The 23,940-nt window shown below is 39.8% G+C and carries 21 protein-coding genes, 23 tRNA genes, 1 rRNA gene, 2 pseudogenes and 1 riboswitch; of the genes and pseudogenes, 40 read left to right on the top strand and 7 right to left on the bottom strand.

Translation table 11 applies throughout. The annotated features are described in order from the left end of the window. The 28 genes and pseudogenes from rrf to IEU81_RS00145 form a co-directional block, all read left to right on the top strand. Window positions 1-104: ribosomal RNA gene (gene rrf, locus IEU81_RS00005) — 5S ribosomal RNA — on the top strand; the annotation flags it as partial. 70 nt (window positions 105-174) lie between these two features. After that, window positions 175-250: transfer RNA gene (locus tag IEU81_RS00010), tRNA-Val, on the top strand. A gap of 4 nt (window positions 251-254) precedes the next feature. Then, window positions 255-330 (top strand) — tRNA-Thr (locus IEU81_RS00015). Window positions 331-341: 11 nt separating this feature from the next. Further along, window positions 342-414 (top strand) — tRNA-Lys (locus IEU81_RS00020). 11 nt (window positions 415-425) lie between these two features. Then, window positions 426-510, top strand: a tRNA-Leu gene (locus tag IEU81_RS00025). Between the two features lie 33 nt (window positions 511-543). Next, window positions 544-618, top strand: a tRNA-Gly gene (locus IEU81_RS00030). A 6-nt stretch (window positions 619-624) separates the two neighbouring features. After that, window positions 625-713, top strand: a tRNA-Leu gene (locus IEU81_RS00035). A 20-nt stretch (window positions 714-733) separates the two neighbouring features. Continuing rightward, window positions 734-807: transfer RNA gene (locus IEU81_RS00040), tRNA-Arg, on the top strand. A 10-nt stretch (window positions 808-817) separates the two neighbouring features. After that, window positions 818-891: transfer RNA gene (locus tag IEU81_RS00045), tRNA-Pro, on the top strand. 26 nt (window positions 892-917) lie between these two features. Then, window positions 918-993: transfer RNA gene (locus IEU81_RS00050), tRNA-Ala, on the top strand. A gap of 40 nt (window positions 994-1,033) precedes the next feature. After that, a tRNA-Met gene (locus tag IEU81_RS00055) sits at window positions 1,034-1,110 on the top strand. 5 nt (window positions 1,111-1,115) lie between these two features. After that, window positions 1,116-1,192, top strand: a tRNA-Ile gene (locus tag IEU81_RS00060). Between the two features lie 14 nt (window positions 1,193-1,206). After that, window positions 1,207-1,299 (top strand) — tRNA-Ser (locus IEU81_RS00065). A gap of 21 nt (window positions 1,300-1,320) precedes the next feature. Next, window positions 1,321-1,392 (top strand) — tRNA-Met (locus tag IEU81_RS00070). 24 nt (window positions 1,393-1,416) lie between these two features. Next, a tRNA-Asp gene (locus IEU81_RS00075) sits at window positions 1,417-1,492 on the top strand. Window positions 1,493-1,519: 27 nt separating this feature from the next. After that, window positions 1,520-1,595 (top strand) — tRNA-Phe (locus tag IEU81_RS00080). Between the two features lie 4 nt (window positions 1,596-1,599). Then, window positions 1,600-1,672 (top strand) — tRNA-Thr (locus IEU81_RS00085). A gap of 8 nt (window positions 1,673-1,680) precedes the next feature. Further along, window positions 1,681-1,761, top strand: a tRNA-Tyr gene (locus tag IEU81_RS00090). A gap of 7 nt (window positions 1,762-1,768) precedes the next feature. Then, a tRNA-Trp gene (locus IEU81_RS00095) sits at window positions 1,769-1,839 on the top strand. A gap of 12 nt (window positions 1,840-1,851) precedes the next feature. Further along, window positions 1,852-1,927: transfer RNA gene (locus IEU81_RS00100), tRNA-His, on the top strand. 4 nt (window positions 1,928-1,931) lie between these two features. Next, window positions 1,932-2,003: transfer RNA gene (locus IEU81_RS00105), tRNA-Gln, on the top strand. Window positions 2,004-2,020: 17 nt separating this feature from the next. Beyond that, window positions 2,021-2,091, top strand: a tRNA-Cys gene (locus tag IEU81_RS00110). A 16-nt stretch (window positions 2,092-2,107) separates the two neighbouring features. Then, window positions 2,108-2,182: transfer RNA gene (locus tag IEU81_RS00115), tRNA-OTHER, on the top strand. A gap of 46 nt (window positions 2,183-2,228) precedes the next feature. Continuing rightward, window positions 2,229-2,312, top strand: a tRNA-Leu gene (locus IEU81_RS00120). Window positions 2,313-2,411: 99 nt separating this feature from the next. After that, window positions 2,412-3,134: pseudogene (locus IEU81_RS00130) on the top strand (tyrosine-protein phosphatase). A 91-nt stretch (window positions 3,135-3,225) separates the two neighbouring features. Continuing rightward, window positions 3,226-4,320 carry a carbohydrate kinase gene (locus IEU81_RS00135; protein ID WP_092598895.1) on the top strand — a complete coding sequence of 365 codons (1,095 nt, stop codon included), beginning with the start codon at window positions 3,226-3,228 and terminating at the stop codon, window positions 4,318-4,320. After that, a complete protein-coding gene (locus tag IEU81_RS00140) occupies window positions 4,317-5,231 on the top strand; it encodes a pseudouridine-5'-phosphate glycosidase (RefSeq protein WP_186089729.1) in 915 nt (304 codons plus the stop codon). The genes IEU81_RS00135 and IEU81_RS00140 overlap by 4 nt, the downstream gene beginning before the upstream one ends. Before the next feature lie 90 nt (window positions 5,232-5,321). Next, window positions 5,322-7,025, top strand: coding sequence for an alpha/beta hydrolase family protein (locus tag IEU81_RS00145; RefSeq protein ID WP_092598901.1), 1,704 nt, complete (start codon window positions 5,322-5,324; stop codon window positions 7,023-7,025). A 41-nt stretch (window positions 7,026-7,066) separates the two neighbouring features. Here the strand turns inward: IEU81_RS00145 and IEU81_RS00150 are convergent, their stop codons facing one another. Next, window positions 7,067-7,468, bottom strand: a complete 402-nt coding sequence (locus IEU81_RS00150) for a MarR family winged helix-turn-helix transcriptional regulator (RefSeq protein WP_186089731.1) — start codon at window positions 7,466-7,468, stop codon at window positions 7,067-7,069. Between the two features lie 124 nt (window positions 7,469-7,592). Here IEU81_RS00150 and IEU81_RS00155 point away from each other — a divergent pair, with 124 nt between their 5' ends. Beyond that, window positions 7,593-8,996, top strand: coding sequence for a DHA2 family efflux MFS transporter permease subunit (locus IEU81_RS00155; protein WP_092598907.1), 1,404 nt, complete (start codon window positions 7,593-7,595; stop codon window positions 8,994-8,996). 33 nt (window positions 8,997-9,029) lie between these two features. Here IEU81_RS00155 and IEU81_RS00160 read toward each other — a convergent pair whose 3' ends face one another. Continuing rightward, on the bottom strand, window positions 9,030-9,860 hold the full coding sequence (locus IEU81_RS00160; RefSeq protein ID WP_186089733.1) for a hypothetical protein: 831 nt from the start codon (window positions 9,858-9,860) through the stop codon (window positions 9,030-9,032). Between the two features lie 31 nt (window positions 9,861-9,891). Further along, window positions 9,892-10,158 carry a hypothetical protein gene (locus IEU81_RS00165; protein ID WP_186089734.1) on the bottom strand — a complete coding sequence of 89 codons (267 nt, stop codon included), beginning with the start codon at window positions 10,156-10,158 and terminating at the stop codon, window positions 9,892-9,894. A gap of 14 nt (window positions 10,159-10,172) precedes the next feature. Here IEU81_RS00165 and IEU81_RS00170 point away from each other — a divergent pair, with 14 nt between their 5' ends. After that, a complete protein-coding gene (locus IEU81_RS00170; protein ID WP_186089736.1) occupies window positions 10,173-10,319 on the top strand; it encodes a hypothetical protein in 147 nt (48 codons plus the stop codon). A gap of 114 nt (window positions 10,320-10,433) precedes the next feature. Here IEU81_RS00170 and IEU81_RS00175 read toward each other — a convergent pair whose 3' ends face one another. Further along, a complete protein-coding gene (locus tag IEU81_RS00175; protein ID WP_186089738.1) occupies window positions 10,434-11,729 on the bottom strand; it encodes a Na+/H+ antiporter NhaC family protein in 1,296 nt (431 codons plus the stop codon). A gap of 65 nt (window positions 11,730-11,794) precedes the next feature. After that, window positions 11,795-11,896: riboswitch (SAM riboswitch) on the bottom strand. 263 nt (window positions 11,897-12,159) lie between these two features. On the opposite strand from IEU81_RS00175, the gene IEU81_RS00180 reads away from it, so the two are divergent. The 6 genes from IEU81_RS00180 (at window position 12,160) to IEU81_RS00205 (ending at window position 17,603) form a co-directional block, all read left to right on the top strand. Next, on the top strand, window positions 12,160-12,690 hold the full coding sequence (locus IEU81_RS00180; protein WP_186089739.1) for a YceI family protein: 531 nt from the start codon (window positions 12,160-12,162) through the stop codon (window positions 12,688-12,690). 129 nt (window positions 12,691-12,819) lie between these two features. Then, window positions 12,820-13,509 carry a response regulator transcription factor gene (locus tag IEU81_RS00185; RefSeq protein ID WP_186089741.1) on the top strand — a complete coding sequence of 230 codons (690 nt, stop codon included), beginning with the start codon at window positions 12,820-12,822 and terminating at the stop codon, window positions 13,507-13,509. Between the two features lie 81 nt (window positions 13,510-13,590). Then, window positions 13,591-14,514, top strand: a complete 924-nt coding sequence (locus tag IEU81_RS00190) for an ATP-binding cassette domain-containing protein (RefSeq protein WP_186089743.1) — start codon at window positions 13,591-13,593, stop codon at window positions 14,512-14,514. After that, on the top strand, window positions 14,507-15,274 hold the full coding sequence (locus IEU81_RS00195) for an ABC-2 transporter permease family protein (protein ID WP_186089744.1): 768 nt from the start codon (window positions 14,507-14,509) through the stop codon (window positions 15,272-15,274). Before IEU81_RS00190 ends, IEU81_RS00195 begins: the two co-directional genes overlap by 8 nt. 18 nt (window positions 15,275-15,292) lie before the next feature. Next, a complete protein-coding gene (locus IEU81_RS00200; protein ID WP_186089746.1) occupies window positions 15,293-16,198 on the top strand; it encodes a sensor histidine kinase in 906 nt (301 codons plus the stop codon). A gap of 79 nt (window positions 16,199-16,277) precedes the next feature. Next, entirely contained in the window at window positions 16,278-17,603 is a 1,326-nt protein-coding gene (locus IEU81_RS00205; protein ID WP_186089747.1) for an FAD-dependent oxidoreductase, read from the top strand. A gap of 122 nt (window positions 17,604-17,725) precedes the next feature. Here IEU81_RS00205 and IEU81_RS00210 read toward each other — a convergent pair whose 3' ends face one another. Further along, window positions 17,726-18,280: a Maf family protein gene (locus IEU81_RS00210; RefSeq protein ID WP_092598940.1), complete on the bottom strand. Its 555-nt coding sequence runs from the start codon at window positions 18,278-18,280 to the stop codon at window positions 17,726-17,728. Between the two features lie 165 nt (window positions 18,281-18,445). Here IEU81_RS00210 and IEU81_RS00215 point away from each other — a divergent pair, with 165 nt between their 5' ends. Next, window positions 18,446-18,802, top strand: coding sequence for a DUF6176 family protein (locus tag IEU81_RS00215; RefSeq protein WP_186089748.1), 357 nt, complete (start codon window positions 18,446-18,448; stop codon window positions 18,800-18,802). A gap of 122 nt (window positions 18,803-18,924) precedes the next feature. Here IEU81_RS00215 and abc-f read toward each other — a convergent pair whose 3' ends face one another. Then, window positions 18,925-20,433 carry a ribosomal protection-like ABC-F family protein gene (gene abc-f / locus IEU81_RS00220; protein ID WP_176760649.1) on the bottom strand — a complete coding sequence of 503 codons (1,509 nt, stop codon included), beginning with the start codon at window positions 20,431-20,433 and terminating at the stop codon, window positions 18,925-18,927. A gap of 295 nt (window positions 20,434-20,728) precedes the next feature. Here abc-f and queG point away from each other — a divergent pair, with 295 nt between their 5' ends. From queG to nfsA, 3 genes and pseudogenes are all read left to right on the top strand, one after another. Continuing rightward, window positions 20,729-21,859: a tRNA epoxyqueuosine(34) reductase QueG gene (gene queG, locus IEU81_RS00225; protein ID WP_186089749.1), complete on the top strand. Its 1,131-nt coding sequence runs from the start codon at window positions 20,729-20,731 to the stop codon at window positions 21,857-21,859. A 16-nt stretch (window positions 21,860-21,875) separates the two neighbouring features. Continuing rightward, window positions 21,876-22,343, top strand: a complete 468-nt coding sequence (trmL, locus tag IEU81_RS00230) for a tRNA (uridine(34)/cytosine(34)/5-carboxymethylaminomethyluridine(34)-2'-O)-methyltransferase TrmL (protein WP_092598952.1) — start codon at window positions 21,876-21,878, stop codon at window positions 22,341-22,343. Between the two features lie 12 nt (window positions 22,344-22,355). Further along, a pseudogene (nfsA, locus tag IEU81_RS00235) lies at window positions 22,356-23,092 on the top strand (oxygen-insensitive NADPH nitroreductase). A 46-nt stretch (window positions 23,093-23,138) separates the two neighbouring features. Here the strand turns inward: nfsA and IEU81_RS00240 are convergent. Beyond that, complete coding sequence (locus tag IEU81_RS00240; RefSeq protein WP_186089751.1) at window positions 23,139-23,843, bottom strand: dihydropteridine reductase; 705 nt, start codon at window positions 23,841-23,843, stop codon at window positions 23,139-23,141. Window positions 23,844-23,940: the final 97 nt, after the last annotated feature.

Here is a 23,940-nt window from a genome sequence, read left to right on the forward strand (position 1 = left end):
TGGCGGAGAGGCCACACCTGTTCCCATGTCGAACACAGCAGTTAAGCTCTCCAGCGCCGATGGTAGTTGGACTGACGTCCCGCAAGAGTAGGACGCTGCCAGGCTGTTTTAATAAAATTAAGTAAAATAATGATTGATTTTTAACTCAATATATAAGATAATAATAACTTACATGGAGAATTAGCTCAGCTGGGAGAGCATCTGCCTTACAAGCAGAGGGTCGGCGGTTCGAACCCGTCATTCTCCACCATGCAGCCGGCCTAGCTCAATTGGTAGAGCAACTGATTTGTAATCAGTAGGTTGAGGGTTCAAGTCCTTTGGCCGGCACCATCTCTTATTTAGAGCCATTAGCTCAGTTGGTAGAGCATCTGACTTTTAATCAGAGGGTCGCAGGTTCGAATCCTGCATGGCTCACATTTAAATACGCGGGTATGGCGGAACTGGCAGACGCACTAGATTTAGGATCTAGCGCTTCACGGCGTGGGGGTTCGACTCCCTTTACCCGCACCATTTTTAATCAAAGTTTTTTAAATAGTATAGTCAGCGGAAGTAGTTCAGTGGTAGAACATCACCTTGCCAAGGTGGGGGTCGCGGGTTCGAATCCCGTCTTCCGCTCCAGTTTAAGCCGGGGTGGCGGAACTGGCAGACGCACAGGACTTAAAATCCTGCGATAAGTGATTATCGTACCGGTTCGATTCCGGTCCTCGGCACCATAATAGAAAAATATTGCAATGCGCCCATAGCTCAATTGGATAGAGCGTCTGACTACGGATCAGGAGGTTAGGGGTTCGACTCCTCTTGGGCGCGCTTATAGAAACGGGAAGTAGCTCAGCTTGGTAGAGCACTTGGTTTGGGACCAAGGGGTCGCAGGTTCGAATCCTGTCTTCCCGACTCTTTTAAAATTTAATGTTTATAATGGGGGCTTAGCTCAGCTGGGAGAGCGCCTGCCTTGCACGCAGGAGGTCAGCGGTTCGATCCCGCTAGTCTCCACCATTATTTAAAAGCAAAGTTATAGTGATAATTAATTTAACTCGGCGGCGTAGCTCAGCTGGCTAGAGCGTACGGTTCATACCCGTGAGGTCGGGGGTTCGATCCCCTCTGCCGCCACCATATTTGGACCTTTAGCTCAGTTGGTCAGAGCAAACGGCTCATAACCGTTGGGTCGCAGGTTCGAGTCCTGCAAGGTCCACCATAACTTTATATCGCGGAGGAATACCCAAGTTCGGCTGAAGGGATCGGTCTTGAAAACCGACAGGGGCTTAACGGCTCGCGGGGGTTCGAATCCCTCTTCCTCCGCCATTTTTAATTTAATAATATTAGCGCGGGATGGAGCAGTGGTAGCTCGTCGGGCTCATAACCCGGAGGTCGTAGGTTCGAATCCTTCTCCCGCAATTATTTTTATGTAAATATATTTTAGGTCCCGTGGTGTAGCGGTTAACATGCCTGCCTGTCACGCAGGAGATCGCGGGTTCGATTCCCGTCGGGACCGCCATTTTTTAATATAATAATTTAATATAGTGGTTTAGTAGCTCAGTTGGTAGAGCATGTGATTGAAGCTCACAGTGTCGGCGGTTCGATTCCGTCCTGAACCACCATTTAGCCGGCCTAGCTCAATTGGTAGAGCAACTGATTTGTAATCAGTAGGTTGAGGGTTCAAGTCCTTTGGCCGGCATATTTTACGGAAGGGTAGCGAAGTGGCTAAACGCGGCGGACTGTAAATCCGCTCCTTCGGGTTCGGCAGTTCGAATCTGCCCCCTTCCATTAGTATAGGGGTATCGTATAATGGTAATATAGAGGTCTCCAAAACCTTTGATGTGGGTTCGATTCCTACTACCCCTGCATTTTAAAATGGCGGTTGTGGTGAAGTGGTTAACACACCGGATTGTGGTTCCGGCATGCGTGGGTTCGATCCCCATCAGCCGCCCCATTTTTGGGCTGTAGCCAAGCGGTAAGGCAACGGGTTTTGGTCTCGTGACGCGAAGGTTCGAATCCTTCCAGCCCAGTTTTTATAGATTCCTTTGGCGCCATAGCCAAGTGGTAAGGCAGAGGACTGCAAATCCTCTATCACCGGTTCAAATCCGGTTGGCGCCTTAAACTATACTTTCATGCGGAAGTAGTTTAGTGTTTAGAACATGCTTCTTCCTGAAGCAAGACATAGGTTCAAATCCTATCTTCCGCTCCATATTATTTAACTAATTAGAAGACTAATTAGTCTTTTTTTTTAATGAGCCACCGTGGCGGAATTGGCAGACGCGTTGGACTCAAAATCCAATTCTCGTTAGAGAGTGTCGGTTCGATCCCGACCGGTGGTATACATACACTGTGCATAGTGCACAGTGTATTTTTTTTGTTCTTATCGAGAATGTTATATAATGACTACATGATAATTATATATGACAGGGGTTATTTTTATGACTGACAGAAACTATATTCGTCTTCCTTTAGAGGGTATTACTAACTGCAGAGACCTTGGCGGTTATGCTGCACTAAATCAATCTATTACAGAGTGGCATAAGTTATTGCGCTCAAGTGACCTTAGCCTGATGACAGAATCTGATAAAGAAATGCTCTATAATTACGGCGTTAGAACAGTGATTGACTTACGGTCTGATACAGAACTTTAAAATAGTCCTAATCCGCTAAACGGATATAAAGACATGGATTTTTATCATGTGAATTTGCTGGATGTTACTGCAGCTGGCAAAGAAAATTTTAAAGATCTTGATTTAGAAAATGATCCCGTTCTCAGCATGATATATACAGGTCTTATTAAAGAAAAAGAACAGCTTGGTAAAGTACTGCAAATTATACTAAACAGCTCAGGCGGTGTGCTCTATCACTGTTCGGCAGGCAAAGACAGAACAGGTGTTGTTTCTATGCTTTTAATGGGTCTTTTAGGGGTAGACAAACTGGATATCTTAGCGAATTATGAAGTGAGCTATACTTATATTCAAAGTAATTTAAATGAAATGCTAAGTGCGTGCCCATTAAATATTTTGAAATCTGATCCTATAGATATATCGGCAGCGTATGATTCTATTATCGAAAATTACGGAAATTTCTATAAATACTTTGAATTATTAGGATTTAGTGAAAATATTCTCAAAAATTTCATAGATAGTGTAACTTATTAACAATAATCATCTTAATTTATGTTAAAATAAGTTTTTATTGCTTAAATTTATTATTATTTAAAGCAGTAAAAAGTGAGTCAGGAGGATAACAATGCATCCTAAAGAAAATGACGTTTTAAAACATATTAAGGATAACCCTTTTATTTCACAAACAGAGCTGGCTAAAAAAGTAGGTCTGACAAGTTCTTCAGTTGCTGCGATTATTTCTGATCTTGTAAAGAAAGAATTTATACAAGGACAAGCTTACGTATTGAATGCAGAGTATCCAATCGTTTGTATTGGTGCTGCCAACCTCGACAGAAAGTTTTTTGTTGATGAGGAATTAATTCATGGGACATCAAATCCGATTCAGTCTGCACAGTCTGTCGGCGGTGTAGCACGAAATATCGGTGAAAATCTCGGCCGACTCGGCGAAAGCGTCGCTTTAATAACGGCACGCGGGGACGACAGTGAGTGGCAGACGATTCATGATCTGTCAGCACCGTTTATTAATCTGGATTTTGCAGAGTATATAGATGGTCAGAGTACAGGCTGTTATACGGCTTTAATTAGTCACCAGGGCGAGATGGAGTATGGTTTGGCAGATATGAATATATATGACTATCTGACACCTGAAGTACTGATTAAGCAGACATACATATTAAAACGTGCCAAGTGCATCATTGCAGATTTAAATACACCGAAAGTTTCACTCGATTTTTTATGTGCCTATGCAGAAAAGCATGATATCAAACTTGTGCTTATTCCTGTATCAGGTCCAAAAATGAACCGTCTGCCTGATAATCTAGATCCTGTAGACTGGTTAATTGTCAATCGTGATGAAACAGAAACACATTTTAATATAAAGATTAACAGTGATGAAGAGCTGCTGAGATCTGCAGCAATGTGGAATGATGAAGGTGTGAGTCATGTAATTGTTACCAATGGAGTAAAATCCATAGCTTACAGCGAAAAAGACGGCGGTAAAGTATACAGTATCATTCCATCTGACAATGTAGTCGACGTAACAGGCGCCGGGGATTCATTCTCCAGTGCGATTGTACATGGCTGGCTGAAAGGCTATCCAATTGATGATATAGTGAAGATGGCTATGATGAACAGCAAAAAGACAATTGAAACACCGTATACCGTTCGTCAAGATTTAACAGAAAAACAACTTATTAAAGACATGGAGGAAGTTAAATGAATCATTTAATCGAATTACACCCTGATGTTAAAGCAGCCTTAGACAGTAATAAGCCGGTCATCGCCTTGGAATCTACTATTATTTCACATGGTATGCCTTACCCGCAAAATATTGAAATGGCTAAAAAAGTAGAGGATATTGTTCGTGAAGGCGGCGCAACACCAGCAACTATTGCAATCATGGATGGAAAAATTAAAGTTGGTTTAGATGAAGCATCATTAGAAAAGCTGGGTAACTCTGAAGGTGTAGCGAAAGTATCACGACGCGACCTTGCAGAAATCGTTGCTACAAAGCGCATCGGTGCAACGACGGTTGCTTCAACGATGATCTGTGCAGAAATGGCGGGGATAAAATTCTTCGTAACCGGCGGTATCGGCGGTGTTCACCGCGGTGTTGAAGATACGATGGATATTTCAGCCGATCTTGATGAACTTGGTAAAACAGATGTTGCTGTAATCTGTGCAGGTGCAAAATCAATTTTAGATTTAGATAGAACGATGGAATATCTAGAAACAAAAGGTGTGCCGGTCATCGGTTATAAAACAGATGTACTGCCTGCTTTCTTTACTCGTACGAGTGATATTAAACTTAATACGACTGCAGATTCTACTGAAGAAATTGCAAGTATCATTAAAGCAAAACACGACCTTGAACTGGGGGGCGGCACTGTTATTGCCAACCCTATTTTAGAAAGCGATGAGCTCCCTAAAGAATATATCGACCAAATCGTTATGGAAGCAGTTCAGGAAGCTGAAGAGAAAGGCATCGGCGGTAAAGATTCAACACCGTTCCTGCTTGGTAAAATTGTCGAAAAAACAGAAGGTAAATCTTTAGATGCAAATATCAAATTAGTATATAACAATGCTAAAGTCGGTACACAGATTGCTGTAGATTACTTTAATAAGCAATAATTATAAATTCAGACCCTAATCCTTACATTTCTCTAAGGATTAGGGTATTTTTATATATAAGGAACTACATCAATTAAAGAAGGTGCAGAAGTGACTGAGTTTACTAAATATCTCTCGTTAAAACTGGACAGCAGTAAAGAAAATCTGTATGTAATTTCAGATGAGACGGGAAAACGCGAGCTACACAGTTATAACTTAAAAGATGACCGTTATGTAAAAGTGTCCAACGAGAAAGAAAATGTTAAAAATTACTGGTTTGAAGACGGGGGACTGTTAATTGCAACCGATTTTAACGGTAACGAGCGGGAACAGCTGACATATTTTAAAGATGAAGAGACAGTTCAGCTGACGTCGGATGATGATTATTACCATCACTACGGCATTCATATGAACGGGAAGTTTATCTTCTTAAGACATCATAAAGATGGTAAAACATTTGAATTGGTTGAAATATCAAACGGCAGCCGGAAAGTGCTTAATTCGTTTGACACACCGGTTTCAATTACCGGTAAGTTTGATGATTACCATATACTGATGACTCAGGCTGTAAATAATATCGACAAAACAGTCTGTTTGTATAATGTTGATGAGAATGTATTAAAAGAGACCGGTCTGCCTGCAGGGCGTTTCGGCAGCTACCGTTCACTAAATGAAGCTGAGGCTTTGTTTACCAGCGATTATTTAGAGGGACATTTGAATTTATATAAATTAAATAAAAACACATTTGAGTTTAAAAAGCTGACGTACTTTAAATGGGATATTGAAAAAGTGATTGTCCTTGAAGATAAAAATACCGTTATCTTTGAAGTGAACAAGCAGGGATTCTCAAAACTGTTTAAATATAACGTCCAGGATGATCTTCTGGAATCTCTGGATTTTTACTCGAGGGGCGTCATCCATTCATTGGTGAATTCAAATGATAAACTGTATGTGCTGTATTCCGGCATGGTAACACCGCATGCTGTATATGAATTTGATTTAACGAAAAACAGCACGGTAAAATTATTCGGCAATGAAGATATTGATATTGAAATTCAGACAATGCATGCCACGTACCCGTCATTTGACGGTCTGGATGTACCATATTATTTATATGAGCAAAAAGGCAGTCAGAGAGGGACTGCAATTCATGTTCACGGCGGACCGGAATCCCAGGCCCGTCCGGAGTTCAACGAATTGTATTATAAGCTCTATAAAGAAGGCTATCAGATTGCTGTACCGAATATCAGGGGATCAACAGGCTATTCCAAATTTTATATCGGCCTGGATAATCAGGAGAAACGGATGGATGCAGCTAAAGATGTTGTGGCACTGCGCCAGCATTTAATTGACCATCACCAGTCTGATAAAGATAATATATTTATAATGGGACGGAGCTACGGCGGATTTATGACGCTCTTGTTAATTACCCAGTTCCCTAAGTTATGGAAAGGCGCGGTGGATATCGTCGGGATATCACACTTTACAACGCTGCTGTCGAATACGCCGGCATGGCGTAGGGAACAGCGTTCGCATGAGTACGGTTTTATCGGGGAGCACGATGAGTTTATGCAGTGCATTGCTCCGTTAAACAATACACAGAGAATCCGTACGCCGCTCAGAATTTTCCACTCTCATCACGACGTGAGAGTACCGTTTTCGGAATCTGTGCAAATGTATGAAAAAATGACAGAAGAAAACAAAGACGTGGAACTCACGGCTTATGAAAACGAAGGCCATCAGTATTTATATACTGAAAATCAGGACGATATGAACACGAAATTAATTAACTTCTTTAATGAACTGACTGAATAACGATAAAAACCGTTTCACCGGAATCAGGTGAAGCGGTTTTTTTATTCCATCAATTGATTAAATTTATGAAGCAGACGTGCAAACTCTTCAATTTCTGTTTCATCCCATTCTTCAATCATTCTGGAGAAGCGTTTCTGTCTGCCGTATCTGTTATGAGTAAGGACATCCCAGCCCTTATCGTTAATATCATATAAGTACGATCTGCGGTCCGTTTCAGACTGTTTCTTTTCAAGCAGTTCGTCAGCGAGTAAATCAGCCGCCTGTCTGCTGACTGTTGAAATATCGAGGTGAAGTTTTTCAGCTATAAGTTTGACACCCATCGGGCCATTTTTGGACAGAAGCAGCAAAATTAAATAACTGGCGCGTTTCAGCTCCTGTTTTTTATCCTGTTCGGCATTTCGTGATCTCAATGCGCGGACCATCATCGCGATTTCCAATTCCAAAACTTCCACTGATTCATCATTTACCATCTCTATGTACACTGCCTTTCAGATTTTATGATTGACTTAGTAAGTAGTTGTATTATACAATCATTTATTATGTATGTCTATGAAAGAAGGAAAAGGAATGTCTTTGGAAAATAACAAGAACAGTAAATTAACTAAGAACAGCAGAACGATACTTATGGCAGTGCTTCTGTCCGGTGCATTTGCGGCAATACTGAACCAGACGCTCCTGGCAACGGCGATACCGCATATCATGACAGATTTAAATCTGGACGCGGATGTTGCACAATGGCTGCAGTCGGTATTTATGCTTGTTAACGGGATTATGATTCCGATTACAGCATTTTTAATCAATAAATTCTCAACGAGAACATTGTTCTTTACAGCAATGTCACTCTTTGGGCTCGGTACGCTGATTTGCGGCATCTCGCCGTCATTTCCGGTACTTTTAGGCGGACGTGTACTGCAGGCTGCAGGCGCAGGGATTGTAATGCCTCTGATGCAGACGATACTATTTCTCGTCTATCCGCGTAATGAACGCGGGAAAGCGATGGGGATGTTCGGACTCGTCATCAGTTTTGCTCCGGCAATCGGACCGACATTGTCAGGGTGGTTTATCGATATCTATCCGTGGCGCGGTTTGTTCTATATGGTACTGCCGATTGTTGCAATCGACTTAATCGTTGCGTACTTTATATTAAAAAATGTCACGGAAAAAACAAATCCGAAGTTGGATATGACGTCAATTATTCTTTCAACGCTTGGGTTCGGCGGACTGCTTTACGGCTTCAGTGCTGCAGGAAACAGCGGCTGGCTGAGTCTGACAGTGATATTGCCAATTATTATTGGTGCGCTGGCGCTTTATATGTTTATTAAACGACAAAACAGACTGGAAGAACCGATACTGGAATTTGGCGTATTTAAAGATAAAATATTTACTTTATCAACGTCACTTGGGATGATTGTCTTTATGGCGATGATCGGCGGGGCTGTTATATTGCCGATATTCATGCAGACGATGCTCGGATTCAGCGCATTGGAATCAGGCATGATGCTGCTGCCAGGTGCATTGATTATGGGACTGATGAGTCCTGTTACGGGCAGAATGTTCGATAAGTACGGCGCGAAATGGCTGGCCGTCATCGGACTTGGTTTAGTTACGATTACGACAATGATGTTTGCAAATCTGGATACAAAAACGACATTTACGTATCTTGCAGTAGTCAATTCGTTCAGGATGCTTGGTGTCGCGATGGTAATGATGCCGGTGACTACAGAAGGACTCAACCGCTTATCGAATAAGCTGGTACCCCACGGGACAGCGATGAATAATACGATGAGACAGGTTGCAGGTGCTGTAGGTACAGCGCTCCTAGTATCGATTATGACGAATACGATGATTCCTGAAGACGGGGTTCAGGGTATGATTCACGGCGTAAATATGTCATTCCTGTTTGCAGGTGTACTTGCATTTATCGGTTTTGTACTGGCATTCAGACTGCCGAAATCAACAGATATGAATTAACAAAAGCGTGCTGTCAAAAGACAGTACGCTTTTTTATGATTCCTTATTCGCTTGTTTTGATCTGATATACTGGCCGATAATAATGAGAATCAGCCCAATAAACATAAAGTACTGCACGATAAACTCCGACAGCCCGTTTAAAATATCAAACGGATAGAGGAGGCGTCCGGCACTGTAAATCAACAGCACAATAAAAATTAATTTACTCGCCCATGACTCACTGGAGAAAATGAAGTACACAGAAGCGGCTGTGACGATAATAAATAAGACGTAGAGCAGTGATTCTGCGAAAGAAGCATCGAGTGCTGTAATTTTCAGGGCGCTTAGAAATTCTGAGTTCATAAAAAGAATCAATAAATTAGCACTGACAAATAAAATAATAAAAATGAGACCAGATAACATCTGATTATTGCCGCGTCGTGAGGTCTGATGTTTAATGCCGGTATTCATAAAGGGCACCATCAATAAAATTAAAATAATCACTAGAGGCAGAACAAATGAAATGACTATTTCACCCAGAATAAAAATAGTGACTGAAAATAATACAGCAAAATATACACCTAAAATCGCGGCATCAGACCAGTATTTATTACGGTGCTTAGGTAAATCTTTAGATGCTACACGGGCAACATCTTTCGTTTTGGCATTGTAGTATTCCACGTAATTTTTTCCTGAATCAACCATGGATACGGCCATTATATAGAGCTTTTCATACTTCGCATCTTTGGTGACAAAGTGTTTATCAAACTCCTGATTCAGCGAATTAAAAGCGAGCTGGTCATCATCGGAAAGACCGCTGAAGATAGATTCGTACTCTTTTTTATAATCCGTCATAAAAACATCCTTATGTAATATATTACTCATTATTATATCAGACAATGAGTAATATATAATGTTAAATGTTGGCGTTTTCATGGAGGTCATTAGAAATATCAATCTCTTTTGAAACTTTAATTACATCCGCTTTCGACTCTTCGATGACACGGTTGTTGAGGAAGTTGAGTGTAACGGTAATCAAAGCGATAAAGCTGATACTGTGAATAATCCAGTAAGGTAAATTATCGTAGGCAAAACCGTACAACAATGTTCCGAGTAATAGAAAATTTTTCTTATAAAATGTATGAAAGACCTCAGGCACAGCATCAGCTCGACCGTGTATCATTCGCTGTTAGAAGTATGGTGTATCCACTGAGTTTATTTGAATTGGGCAGAGTAGATGAAGCGCGGAGTTCCTATCAGATCATTGAGGATACAATAGCTGATATTAAAGATTCAGTCTTTGCTAAAGAAATGTATATGATTAGAGATATAATATTCGGTTGATTGGTGATGAATCAGAACAGATCATCAGATTTATCACCAAACCCTCCAGAAAAACACCCCCTTACCAAGGAGCACACCAGTGTTCATTGTTAAGGGGGATTTTTAAATCATTTTTTATGCTTTCGAATATTTTTTTGGATAGCCGATTAAAATCGCGATAATTCCGCTGATAATTAATAGTGCAGGATATATTGAATAAGGAATTATTTCTACCGGCGACAGACCCGCAGCGAGTCCTGAAGCGGCAAGCATCTGTCCGCCGTACGGTATGATTCCCTGGAATCCTGCAGCAAATGTATCCAGTATACTTGCAGATTTTCTCGGGTCAACATCGTATTCATCAGTAATGTTTTTCGCCAGCGGTCCGGTCATAATAATTGAAATTGTATTATTTGCCGTCGACATATCTGTGACACTGACTAAACTTGCAATTCCGAGTTCAGCGCCTTTTTTGCTTTTAATGCGGCTCATAATCGTCTCAAGCAGATAGTTGATTCCACCGTAATGACTGACGAGTCCGATCATTCCGGCTATTAATATAGTAATAATTGCTATTTCCTGCATACCTGCAATACCTTCACCGGCAGCTGTGATCAGTGTGAATATATCAAAAGCGCCTGTAAATAATCCGAGCACTCCGGCAAATACTGCGCCGCCGAGCAGGACAATCATTACGTCGACACCCAGCAGTGCAATTATCAGGACAGCAAGGTAGGGCAGTACTTCGACTAAGTTATACGCGTAATTTTCTGTCTGGTCGAGTGAAACATCAGCTGTAATGAAATACAAAATAACGACAGTTAAAATAGCACCAGGCAGCACAATCCAGAAGTTTACTTTGAACTTATCAATCATTTTTACACCCTGTGTACGTGTGGCAACTATGGTCGTATCAGATATAAACGATAAATTATCTCCAAACATTGCACCGCCGATTACTGTCGCTAATGCGAGCGGCAGCCCGATATCTGTCTGTTCCGCAATTCCGACAGCTATCGGTGCAATCGCAACGACTGTTCCCATACTCGTTCCCATTGATAATGAAAGAAAGCAGCAGATAATAAATATTCCGCTTAAAAGCAGACTGCCCGGAAGAAATGTTAAACCGAGGTTTACAGTCGAATCAACGGCGCCCATCGAATTGGCAACACCTGAAAATGCACCGGATAGTAAAAAGATGACGACAATCATCACGACATTTTCCTGTGCAGCGCCTTTTAAGTATGCTGACAGTTTATCTTTAAACGGCTCTTTCAAATATAAAAAGAATCCTGCTACTGAAGCAATAATTGCTGCAACAGTAATCGGCATTGCATTAAAGTCACCTGCGAACAGCCCGGTACCGATAAATAAGGCGACAAATATAACTAAGGGCAGCAATGCGAGTGAGCTGCCTTTTTTATTAGACATCTAAAATCCTCCTAAAGAAAAATCCCCATCCTTTATCTTTAAAGATAAGTGATGGGGAAGTCCTCAGCTTATCTTTGAGCAGTTGATGCTCCTGGAATTAGCACAGTACCAAATGGTCTGTTGCTGAGGTTTCAACGGGCCAGTCCCTTCACCTCTCTGGATAAGAAAATATTTAATTAATGAGATTAAGGATACACGCATGCCTAATAAAGGTCAACATATTAATACTGCTAAGGAAAAATGTTTAATTTACAGAAAACAGGCAATCGATGATTGATGGACTTAAAATAAGAAAATGGATTAAATTTAATTTATTTTAAGTTTGTTACTTGCTTTTTGTAACCATGTGTATTAATATAATTATTGTGATAGTTCGAAAGCGAAGTATTTCATTAAAAATCAAAACAAATCTATGGAGGATGAATTAATTATGGCTAAATTTACAGCAGACACAGCACACTCAGAATTAGAATTTCAGGTAAAACACATGATGGTAACTAAAGTTAAGGGAACTTTCGGTGAGTGGTCAATTGATGTTGAAGCTGACAATATTGAAGATTTCACAACAGCAGAAATTACAGGTAAAGCGAATGCAGCAACTATCAATACTAAAGTCGCTGACCGTGACGCTCACTTAACTTCTGCAGACTTTTTTGATGCAGAAAAATACCCTGAAATGACATTCGAATCAACTAAAATTGAAGGTTCAGGCAAATCATTTAATGTTACAGGAAATCTGACTATCAAAGATGTAACAAACGAAGTCACTATTCCACTTGAATACAATGGTCAAGGTGTAAGTCCTTTCGGACCGACAGTTTACGGTTTCGAGTCTAAGTTCACAATCAACCGCGAAGATTTCGGTTTAACTTGGAACCAAACTCTGGAAACAGGCGGCGTACTTGTATCTAAAGACGTTAAAGTAACTCTTGAGTTACAACTTAACCCTGCTGAAGCATAAGACAGTAGAAGTAGCTGAAAATTTTATATAAATAAATGGGTCAATGTCTCATGATTTCCTTGGATGGATTTCATGAGACATTTTTTATGTTTATAATTAAGTAACGTCATTTATAGAGGAGACTCACTTATGGAACTTAATAAGCGGATATTAGTTGTTGAAGATGACGAAGCGATCAATACTCTACTGTCAGATATTGTTAAAGACAGCAGCTATATACCGCAGTCTGCGTATTCGGGAACTGAAGCGATGCTGTATATCGACCGGGATGACTGGGATCTAATTCTGCTTGATCTCATGCTGCCAGGTATGCCGGGTGAAGAAATATTAGCTGGAATTATCAATGGAAAACAGACACCGGTCATTATTATTTCTGCTAAAAATGAACAGGAAGTAAAAATTAAAGCGCTCAGAATGGGTGCGGATGATTTCATAACAAAACCTTTTGATATTGAAGAAGCGGCTGCACGGATTGAGTCTGTTTTAAGACGGTCATACCAAAAAGAGAAGGTATCAGCTCACATATTAACCTATAAGGATATTATTTTGAATGCTGATGCTAAGACAGTCATTGTGAATAGCAGGAAGATTACTTTAACAGCTAGAGAATTTACGATTTTATCAACATTGATGAAGCGGCCTGACAAAGTATTTTCTAAAGCAAATATTTTTGAAACTGTATGGGACGAACCCTTCCAGGGCGACGATAATACAGTTAATGTTCATATGAGCAATCTGCGCAGTAAGCTTGCGGCAGCAAATCCAAATACTGATTATATTGAAACGGTATGGGGAATGGGTTATAAAATGAAATCTTAATAGATTCTTAAGAATTGATTTAAGACCTTCTTATGAATTAGCTTCTATAATGAATGTATCGATTAAGAAGGAGCGAAAAATATGAGTGAATATATTTTAAGAACACATGAACTCACGAAAACTTATAAAAATCATAAGGCCGTCGATAAAGTAAACATTTCCATTAAGAAAGGGGATATTTACGGTTTTATCGGACAGAATGGTGCAGGTAAATCAACGCTGCTCCGTCTTGTTACAGGCTTGAATTTTCCGAGCGGAGGTTCAATTGAAATTTTCGGTGTGAACACTGAAACGGGCTTAAATGATGCACAAAAGAGAATGGGAGCGGTGATTGAAAATCCTGCACTGTTTTTAAATATGACGGCGAGACAGAATTTAGAAGTACACCGTTTGCAAAAAGGAATTCCCGGAAAATCGTGTATTGATGATGCACTGAGTCTGGTGGAATTAAAGAATACCGGCAATAAGAAAGTTAAAAATTTTTCTCTCGGTATGAAACAGCGTTTGGGCCTGGCAGTTGCACTGCTCAGTGATCCTGAATTTCTTATTTTAGATGAACCGACTAACGGACTGGATCCAATTGGTATTGTGGAACTTAGAGATTTAATTAAAAAGTTAAATCATGAAAGAGGTCTGACAGTACTGATTTCCAGTCATATTTTAAGCGAGCTTTACCAGCTGGCGACGACTTACGGTATTATTCATAACGGTCAACTCATTGAGGAATTAAGTCTGTCTGAGCTGGATGAAAAATGTCAGCAGCATTTAAAGATTAAAGTGGATAACGCCAATAAAGGTGCGACAGTACTGGAAGAGATGATACAGACCGCAAATTTTGAAGTGATGCCGGACGGGTATATTCATTTGTATAACCATCTGAATGATGTCTATACCGTGTCTAAAACATTGACTGACAGCGGCTTAGTCATCGAGCATTTATCTCAAAACGGGGACAGTCTTGAGAGCTACTTCTCAAAGGTCATCGGAGGTGAGCCGCATGCTTAATATGATTCAAGCTGAAATGTTTAAATTAAGACTCAACAAATCATTCTGGGTAATATTGCTGACCTCGCTTGTACTGAGTGCTGTGATGCACTATTTAGCAATCACTGAATGGTGGCAAGTTTATAATACACCGTTTGATGCAGCAGGACTTTCTGAAATGAACGGTCTGTCTATGTTCATGGCACCATTGTTTTTTAATCTTATGATTGGGACACTCGCGGCATTTTATATTTCTACCGATTTTGGTCCAAGCGGTGTGATAAAGAATCAGATTATCAGCGGTAAAAATAGAAAACTGATTTATTTTGTAAAATATATAGTCTACTCTGCAGCTGCAGTCGTGATTGCTGTACTTATTCCGGCAGTGACGGGTATCATACTGAATATCATAATGGGCAACGGTGGAATTTTTACATTTGAAACCATCACTTATCTGCTTGGGGCGTACAGTTTATTTTCCCTCCAGCTTTTGGGTTACACAGCAATTATCAGCCTGCTGGCAATAATTACTGAAGACAGCGGCAAGACAATTATATTCTCGATATTATTCACAATTGTCATGTATATCGTTGAAAAAATGCCGAAGTCAGGTATTATCGAGCGCATCTATGAATATTCTATATTTCAGCAGTTTAATCAGGTCCTTTTCCCCGAACTCGGGATAGAAAGTATTATGACCGGACTTGCTGTCGGTTTAATCACAATGGCAGTACTGTTGTTTATCGGCATGATTGTATTCAGCAAAAAAGAAATTAAATAAAAAAGGCGGGTGATAAGAATGCTTATTATAATACTGATTTTAATCATTGTAATAGTCTTCTTAAGCATCCGCTTATTTACTATTTCTGGAGAAATTAAAAATATCAACAGACAGCTTGCCTCATACAATGATTTAAAGACCGAAAAGAAAATAGATATTAATTTAATCGATAAACACATTGAAACACTCGGATCTGAAATAAACAGGCTGATGGATCATTATGTTAATTCAAACCGTGAAAAAATTCGTTCTGATAATGAGTTGAAAAAAGCAGTTGCAAATATATCTCATGATTTAAGAACTCCTTTAACGTCTATTAAAGGGTATTTGCAAATGATTGAATCATCAAATTTAACTGAGGGCAAACGGCACGAATATTTGTCAATTGCAATTGAACGGTCAAAACATTTAGAACATCTGATCAATGACTTTTTTGAATTGAGCACCATTGAATCCCCTGATTATAAATTGAATGAAGAACAGATTAATCTCTCTCAGCTGGTTAATGAAGCAGTTTTATCTTTTTACAGCAGTTTTAAGGATGTTCATATAGAACCCGGTATAGATATTGAAATGGGTAATGTATTTATTGACAGCGACAGGGATGCGGTATGGCGTGTCCTTGAAAATTTACTGTCCAATGCGATACGTTATTCGGACGGTGAAGTTTCTGTCAGTTTAAAAAAACATGGTGATTATGTTCATATCAGTATTGAAAACAGTACCCGGCTGACGGCAAAGGAAATGGACTTAGAATTGTTTTTTGACAGGTTTTATATAGCAGATCAATCGAGGACACATCAAAGCACAGGGCTCGGTTTATCTATCGTTAAAAGTCTGATGGAAAAAATGGATGGTAAAATTAAAGCATCATATGAGAAGGAGAAATTAACATTGACCTGTATATGGAGGCTGGCAGACTAGGCACTAGGTTTCTAAAAACAATATTAAGGGTAAATATTTAAGATGAAAATTTATAGATAAATTTAAGGAGATGCTGAGTTTGAAACAATTTGACGCCATTATTACAGGTTTCGGCAAAGCGGGTAAAACATTGGCTGCTGAGCTGTCGAACAGAGACTGGAAGGTTGCACTCATTGAAGAAGATGAGATGATGTACGGCGGTACATGTATCAATATTGCGTGTATACCGACTAAATTATTAATGCATGATGCATTGGATGGCAGAGAGTATAAATCAGCGATAGAACGTAAGAACGGTGTCATTGGAAGGCTGCGTGATAAAAACTATCACAGCGTTGCAGATTTAAGCAATGCGACTGTTTTTGACGGCCGTGCGCAGTTTGTCAGCAATAATGAAGTTGTAGTCACTGATAAGAACGGGAATAAAGAAGTGATGACTGCAGATAAATTCTTTATAAATACCGGTGCTAAAAGTATTATTCCTCCAATCGAAGGAGATATAGATTCTGACAGAGTGTACACAAGTACGACGCTGCTTGACGAAGATATTCTTCCTGACAGACTGACCATAATCGGCGGGGGTTATATTGGTCTTGAATTTGCAGTGATGTACAATGCATTTGGTTCAGAAGTGACTGTCATTGTACCGGATGAACAGCTTCTTAAAAATGAAGATTCAGATATCGCTGCTGAGATGAGTAAAGATATGGCGGACAGCGGCATACACTTCTTGTTCGGAGAACGTGCAGAACATGTAAAAGATGATAAAAATAGCATTACAATCACACTATCCGGCGGAAAAGAGCTGTCTTCTGATGCAGTTCTATTTGCAACAGGCCGAAGACCCAACACAGAAAATCTTGGACTGGAACATACAGACATCAGCTTGACTGATAGTGGGGCAATTAACGTCAACAGCCATCTTCAGACAGATGTAGAAAATGTATATGCACTGGGTGATGTTAAAGGCGGTGCGCAGTTCACCTATACGTCATTAGATGATTTTCGTATTGTGAAGGATCATTTATTCGGTGATGGTGAGTACACTTTTGATTCCAGAACAAATATTCATTATACAATGTTTACGGATCCGCCATATTCACGTGCAGGACTGACTTTAAAAGAAGCGGAAGAACAAGGTTTTAAAGCACAAGAAAACAGTATGCCGATGTCAGGTCATCCAAGATCCCATATTAACAATGAACTGCGGGGACTATTTAAAGCAGTAGTGGATACCGAATCTGGTAAAATCCTTGGTGCACACCTTTACGGTGTTAACTCCGAAGAATTGATTAATATGGTGAAACTGGCTATGGATCACGATATTCCATATACAGCACTTCGTGACATGATGTATAACCATCCGGTGATGAGTGAAGCGTTCAATACACTGTTTGATATTTAAATAGACGGGACTGGAAATAAATATCTATATAATAAATCATCCGTACGTCAGCTGACTTGGGGAAATCCCCTTAGGCATCCGGCGTACGGATTTTGTTTTGTGTTATTGTTCCAGTTCCGGATCTACAAACTATATTTTTTTAAAGCTCTATAAACTTTTGACAGCGGGAGACCGACAACGGTATTATAGTCCCCTTGTATTTCTTTCACAAAGACAGCACCAAAACTCTGTATGCCATAGCCGCCGGCTTTATCGTACGGTTCATCACTGTGAACATAATCTTCGATTTCTTCTGCTGTCAGCGTATAAAAAGTGACTCGTGTACAGTCGGAAATAATTTCTTCAAAGTCTCTTGACTTTAATATTGCAGCGGAGTACACTTCATGAGTGCTTCCGGATAAGGCGGTTATCATTTGCCGCGCTTCATCAATCGTGTCAGGTTTTTCGAAGATTTTATCGTTAAAACTGACGACTGTGTCACACGTTAAAATAACTGAATCATCATCCAGATTCAGCATCGACGCTTTTAATTTAGCGGTTTCGATGACTTTAGTTTCAGGATGTGTACTGGTGATAAGATCTTCATCAGCATTTGGAATAACGACTTCGTACTCCAAGCCGACTTGTGAGAGAAGCGTGCGGCGTCTCTCGGATTGAGAGCCTAAAATGAGTTTCATTAATCGTACCTCCGGTAAAAAATATACTGATAATCATTGTCTTTGGCACACAAAACGTTATAATAGCGATATCATGAGTTTTCGATCGAAACATAATAAGACAATTAATTTTAATAATACATAGGTTAAACCTAAATATAAAGCCGTTTGAAGAGGGGAGCAATCATGAGAGTAGAATTGACGAAATACAGAGTTAAAGCAGGAAAAAGCGAACTGGTCGATGAATGGATTGAATATATGCACAATCATATGGATGACGTCCTCATGAACCTCGAGGGCGAGAAGATGTTCGTAGAAACAATTTTTAGAGAAGCATTCAATGATGTGGAATATTTATACTGGTACAGTGTTCAGGACGACAATCATTCAGAAGATAAAATATCTGAAACTGAACTGGACGAGAAACATTTGAAATACTGGGAACAGTGTATCGATAAAACATTCAGACCGGAAGATATGAAGGCTGAAATTGTAATGATTCCTGAGCGTATTAGACGTGCAATGGATTACAATAACGAGTAAAGAGCGATAGAATATAATATGTATTAAATCCGTACGTTAGATTCCCAGTGGGGAAAACGTACGGATTATTTTTGTTTAGAGATGATAGTGTAGAAGTATATTACTTTGTGAGTAGTGTATTGTCATTCAAGCTGCCTTTTCATCTCGTTTTTTTCTTTTATCAATCTTTCAAATTCTGCTTCCAGTTCTGGAGTGGATTCTTCCGATAATTGACTGAGTACCCGGGTAATCTTATTTTCAAGAACCATCATTTCATCTGCTGCATGACTGCGCGGTGCGGCATCATTAGGGTTAACGAGGGTTTGATTTTGAATGTTATATGAAACAGAAGTGGTACTTTCTCTAAATCGTTTATCATGAGAGACGAGAATTAATAAGCCCGGGTAACTTTTCAGCATGTGCTCCAGCGCCTCGATAGAATGTACATCTAAGAAATTTGTCGGCTCATCCAGTATAAGTACTTGACTGTTAGACATTAAAAGCTTGATCAGCTGTACTTTGACGCGTTCACCGCCGCTGATAACAGAAACGGTTTTATAAACATCATCCGCTTTTATATTTAAGCGGGCGAGGGCAGTTCTGACCGTTGTTTCATCGTAGCGGCTGGTGCTGAGAATATTCTCTAGAATACTCGAATCCAATGCCAGTGATTCCAGCTGCTGATAAAAATAGCCAAGCTGTAAGTTAGAGTGTTTATACTTCTCGTAAATAGCATTTAGCAGGGTTGTTTTACCTGACCCGTTTGCCCCGGTAATACACACCTTATCTTCTGCTTTTAAATAGAGAGAAACATCCTTCAGCAGCTTCGTGTTTTCCCGGCTGATATTTTCATGTTCGAGACGGATAATAATTTTACCGCCTAGTTTTTTTATTTCCTGATTATAGAAAATGACCTGCTTATCTTCTTCAGGTTTTTCTTTTTCTTCAAGCTGGTTTAGACGTGTCTGCATGCTGGTTCGGACTTTATCGAGTTTCTTTTGCATTTTATTAAAGTAGGGTGTCTCTGCTGTGATGTACTTTTTAGATGATTTGTCATATATACGGTTGGAGAGAGCTGCCTGTTTTGATTTATTTTCAACTGCTTGCTCCAGATGAGCTTTCTCACGAATATATTTATCGTATTCATCCTGAGCACGCTGTTTGTTGTGAGCAGATATTTCTTTATAGTGCGTATAATTTCCTGGATATATAACAATTCCAGTATCTTCAATTGACCAGATTTCATCTGCAATTTTATCGAGAAAATCACGGTCGTGTGAAGCGATAATCTTTATTGCTTTCTTTTGATTCAGTTCATCGAGCAGCCATGACGCATTTGTTTCATCGAGATGTGTCGTCGGCTCGTCAAAAAGAAAGATACCTGCCGTCTGATTCAGTGCCTGCTGCAGATATATTTTTGTTGTCTCACCGCCGCTTTTTTCAAGAGTATTATTTTTCAGCTGCGGAATATAAATGATTTTCTGGTCAGTATAAACAGTGCTGTGATTGACGATATGTTTTAGTAGTGTTGTCTTTCCACTGCCGTTTCGTCCAATCAGACCGATGGTTTTATATTCCTGCACAGTGATATTATCGATTGAGATAATTGTTTCGCCGTTAATGTCTAAAGTTATATTATTAAGATTCATCATAAAAAATGGCCTCATTTCGTTGTCGAAATAAGGCCGCATTAAGTATAATACAAAATATGCAGGGTATATTTATCTGTAAGAAAAGGATGAATATCCGTGCATGAAATTAAATATTATAGTTGAACTGCGTATGACTACCCTTATTTCGACAGATTTTTCGCATAGTAAATAAGCTTAAATATGTCATAGGAAAAAGGATAATCTACTTCATTGTCCTGCAGTTCACCTCGCACTTGTATTTGTTATAATTAATATAAATCAAGATCATAGATTTTGCAAATAAAGGAGGGATACTATGGACCGCCGCGAATTTAAGAATCGTATCATTGAATACGCTCATTCTATCGGGATAGATGATATCGGGTTTACAACAGCAGAGCCGTTTACCGAGTTTAAAGCTAAACTCATCGATTACTATAAAAATGGCTATGAGTCGGGATTTGAAACGGGCACGATCGAAGAACGGACGAATCCGAAAGCGAGTCTGCCAAATGCGAAAAGTATTATTTCCATTGCTGTCGGCTATCCTAATAAACTGCGAAACGCACCAAAATCAAAACAGGGTGAGCGCCGCGGGATTTTTGCGAGAGCATCATGGGGGATGGATTATCATACCCTATTGAGAAGCCGGCTTGAAAAATTGGAAGCTTATATTAAGCAACTTGATCCTGACATTGATTGTAAATCGATGGTGGATACCGGAGTTTTGAGCGATCGTGAAGTTGCGAGACGCAGCGGGCTCGGTTTTGTCGGCAAAAATGGTTTTGTTATTAATCCAAAGTTAGGGACATATTCCTACTTAGGTGAAATGATCGTGAGCTATCCTTTTCCTGCAGATGAAGGACTCTTGGATTCATGCGGAGACTGCAATATTTGTGTGGACCGCTGTCCAACAGGAGCACTTGTCGGCGACGGCCAGCTCGATTCTAAAAAGTGCATTTCATTTTTAACTCAAACTAAAGGTTTCATGCCGGTGGAGTACCGTTCAAAAATCGGCAACAGATTGTACGGCTGCGATACGTGCCAGCAAGTCTGTCCTAGAAATAGAGGAATTAATACAGAACACCATGAAGATATCGTACTTGAACCGGAAATTTTAAAACCGGAATTGACCAGTCTGCTGCAGATCTCGAACAGAGATTTTAAAGAGACTTACGGTCATCTTGCCGGAGTGTGGAGAGGCAAAAAGCCGATCCAGCGCAATGCTATTATTGCACTCGCGCACTTTAAAGAAAGGTCCGCACTTGATATACTTAAATCTGTTGCCGAAACGGACATGCGTCCGGTCATTAAAGGCACAGCCTATTGGGCAATCGGACAAATTGCCGGTGACGAGGCATTGGACTACATTCATGAACGGTATGGTATTGAGACCGATGATGATGTAAAAAAAGAAATGCTCCTCGGCATTCAAGAAGTGAGTTAGGAAGAAGGAAAATAGAATGAATCACGTTGTATTATATCAGCCGGAAATTCCCCAGAATACAGGGAATATCGCAAGAACATGTGTCGGAACAGGCACACCGCTGCACTTAATTAAACCTTATGGCTTCAGCCTTGAAGACAAGTACGTTAAGCGTGCAGGGCTCGATTACTGGAAAGATTTAGAGCTGTATGAATATGAATCCATAGAAGAGTTTTTTGAAAAGAGCAGCGGTAAATATTATATGATTTCAAAGTTTGGCAAAAAACATTTCACAGATATGGATTACAGCAGTACAGAGGTCGATCATTATTTTGTATTCGGCCGGGAAACAAAAGGTCTGCCGGACTGGCTGAAAGATGAATATCAGGATTCATTAATGAGAATTCCAATGACTGACAAAGTGCGTTCATTAAATTTATCAAATACAGCAGGCATATTAGTGTATGAAGCATTAAGACAGCAAGGGTATCCCGGACTGACATAGGAGGAATTTTTTATGAATGAAGTTATAAAATTATTGAATCATCACCGTTCTTTAAGAAAGTTCACTGATGAAGAATTATCTGAAGAGACAATTAGAACGCTGGTGGGTGCTGCGCAAAGTGCGAGCACGTCCAGTTATGTTCAGGCATATTCTATTATGGGTGTCACAGACCCGGGAAGAAAAAAGCACTGAGAGAAATCAGTACACAGAGTTATGTTGAACATAACGGTCATCTTTTCGTTTTTGTCGTCGATTATTATCGTCATCAGGAACTGGCTAAAAAAACGGATGCAGATATTTCTATTGATAAGACAGAAAATCTGATTGTGGGTGTAGTCGATGCGAGTCTGGCTGCTCAAAATATGGCAGTAGCTGCCGAAAGTATGGGGCTTGGCATTTGCTATATCGGTTCACTGCGCAACGATGTTAAAAAAGCCAGTGAAATTTTAGGTCTGCCTGACGGTGCTTTCCCGCTGTTTGGTATGGTTGCCGGCTATCCGACAGAGGAAGGATCACAAAAAGAGCGTCTGCCATTCGAAGCTGTGTATCACGAAAATACATACCAGCGCATCGATGAAGTAGAAGATGATATCGAAGCATATGATCAGCGCGTCAGCGACTACTACAGTGAGAGAACAGAAGGTAAACGTGACGATAAATGGAGCGGACAAGTGATTAACATGCTCAGTAAAAAACAGCGTCTCGATGTCGATGAAGTACTGAAGGAAAAAGGATTTTTAGGACAGTAAATAATAAAAACCAGCAGAGCTCAGAAAATGAGCTCTGCTGGTTTTTTTAACTCGTAAAGAATTGATCTTTTTGACTTTCGTGCTTATCGAGTGAAATTTGATGATTGGGTATGCCTTGTTTCAGCAGCATATCTACATTTTGTTTAAGGAATTCATCGCTGCCGACAACATAAAATAAAGCATCTTTGTCTGCTGTCAGTTTTTCTGCTGCTTCATAATATTCATCGCGGCTGCTGACAAAGTGTGCAGTCATATTTTTATCGGAATTATTTTTAAAAATATCGGTAAATAAATAGTGTTTAGATGAATCGATATTTAAAGAATGGATTTTTTCTACATTATCGCTATTATTTAAATAATCCAGTGCAAGCGGTCTGAATGTAGCCAGACCGACACCTGAAGACAGCATATAAATATTTTTGCCTTCACGTTTTAACGGCACATTAGTATGCGTTTTAAAAATTGCGGCCTGTTCGCCAATAGCCATATTATTTAAAATATTTTTGAATTTAGATGATTCCTTGCGAATACGCGTGGTAATGCCGATTTTGTTCTCGTCCATCAGCGTTGAAATCGACATGTGGCGAATCAGGCTTCTGTCGGGTTTTTCACCTGTATTGAAGCCTTCGAGGGCAAGGTGAATATGAGAACCTTCGTCCCATGTATAATCTTCCGGGCATTCAAAAATGAAGGTCTTTACTTCGGGCGATTCAGTGACTACATCTATAAGCTTACTCCAATATATCTGCATGTACTTTCTCCTTGTAAATCTTTTTTATAAGTATATTTATCTGTATTATATAACGAGTGATAATAATTCTCAATTATCCGGCTTATATATGATAAGC

This window comes from Jeotgalicoccus aerolatus (assembly GCF_014635205.1).
GTDB classification, from domain to species: Bacteria; Bacillota; Bacilli; order Staphylococcales; family Salinicoccaceae; genus Jeotgalicoccus; species Jeotgalicoccus aerolatus.